Origin of the sequence: Corynebacterium sp. HMSC073D01 (assembly GCF_001815555.1) — a bacterium.
Classification (GTDB): Bacteria; Actinomycetota; Actinomycetes; order Mycobacteriales; family Mycobacteriaceae; genus Corynebacterium; species Corynebacterium glucuronolyticum.
In genome coordinates this window covers 1-1,072 of sequence record NZ_KV821044.1, presented here as the reverse complement: position 1 = coordinate 1,072, position 1,072 = coordinate 1, and the positions used below count along the sequence as shown (strand labels likewise).

The window sequence follows — 1,072 nt, the reverse complement described above, 5'->3', positions numbered from 1 at the left end:
AGGTGTCCACATCCATGGGGTCGGGTCCGTTCATGTGCAGCTCCATCAGCAAAAGGGGATGATAAGTTTATCACCACCGACTATTTGCAACAGTGCCAACCCATGTTATATTGCACAAGATAAAAATATATCATCATGAACAATAAAACTGTCTGCTTACATAAACAGTAATACAAGGGGTGTTATGAGCCATATTCAACGGGAAACGTCTTGCTCGAGGCCGCGATTAAATTCCAACCTGGATGCTGATTTATATGGGTATAGATGGGCTCGCGATAATGTCGGGCAATCAGGTGCGACAATCTATCGATTGTATGGGAAGCCCAATGCGCCAGAGTTGTTTCTGAAACATGGCAAAGGTAGCGTTGCCAATGATGTTACAGATGAGATGGTCAGACTAAACTGGCTGACGGCATTTATGCCTCTTCCGACCATCAAGCATTTTATCCGTACTCCTGATGATGCATGGTTACTCACCACTGCGATCCCCGGGAAAACAGCATTCCAGGTATTAGAAGAATATCCTGATTCAGGTGAAAATATTGTTGATGCGCTGGCAGTGTTCCTGCGCCGGTTGCATTCGATTCCTGTTTGTAATTGTCCTTTTAACAGCGATCGCGTATTTCGTCTCGCTCAGGCGCAATCACGAATGAATAACGGTTTGGTTGATGCTAGTGATTTTGATGACGAGCGTAATGGCTGGCCTGTTGAACAAGTCTGGAAAGAAATGCATAAGCTTTTGCCATTCTCACCGGATTCAGTCGTCACTCATGGTGATTTCTCACTTGATAACCTTATTTTTGACGAGGGGAAATTAATAGGTTGTATTGATGTTGGACGAGTCGGAATCGCAGACCGATACCAGGATCTTGCCATCCTATGGAACTGCCTCGGTGAGTTTTCTCCTTCATTACAGAAACGGCTTTTTCAAAAATATGGTATTGATAATCCTGATATGAATAAATTGCAGTTTCATTTGATGCTCGATGAGTTTTTCTGATAGTTAGTCTTTGTAGAGACACAAACCTGAAATTCCGGACACGGAGCTGACCCCGTTTGTGTGGACACCCTG

General features: G+C 44.0%; 1 protein-coding gene. It reads left to right on the top strand.

What is annotated here, in order from left to right; genetic code table 11:
* Nucleotides 1-184 precede the first annotated feature (184 nt).
* The gene (locus tag HMPREF3044_RS06655) at nt 185-1,000 is read left to right on the top strand and encodes an aminoglycoside O-phosphotransferase APH(3')-Ia (RefSeq protein WP_000018326.1); all 816 of its coding nucleotides are present in this window, start codon (nt 185-187) and stop codon (nt 998-1,000) included.
* Nucleotides 1,001-1,072 lie beyond the last annotated feature (72 nt).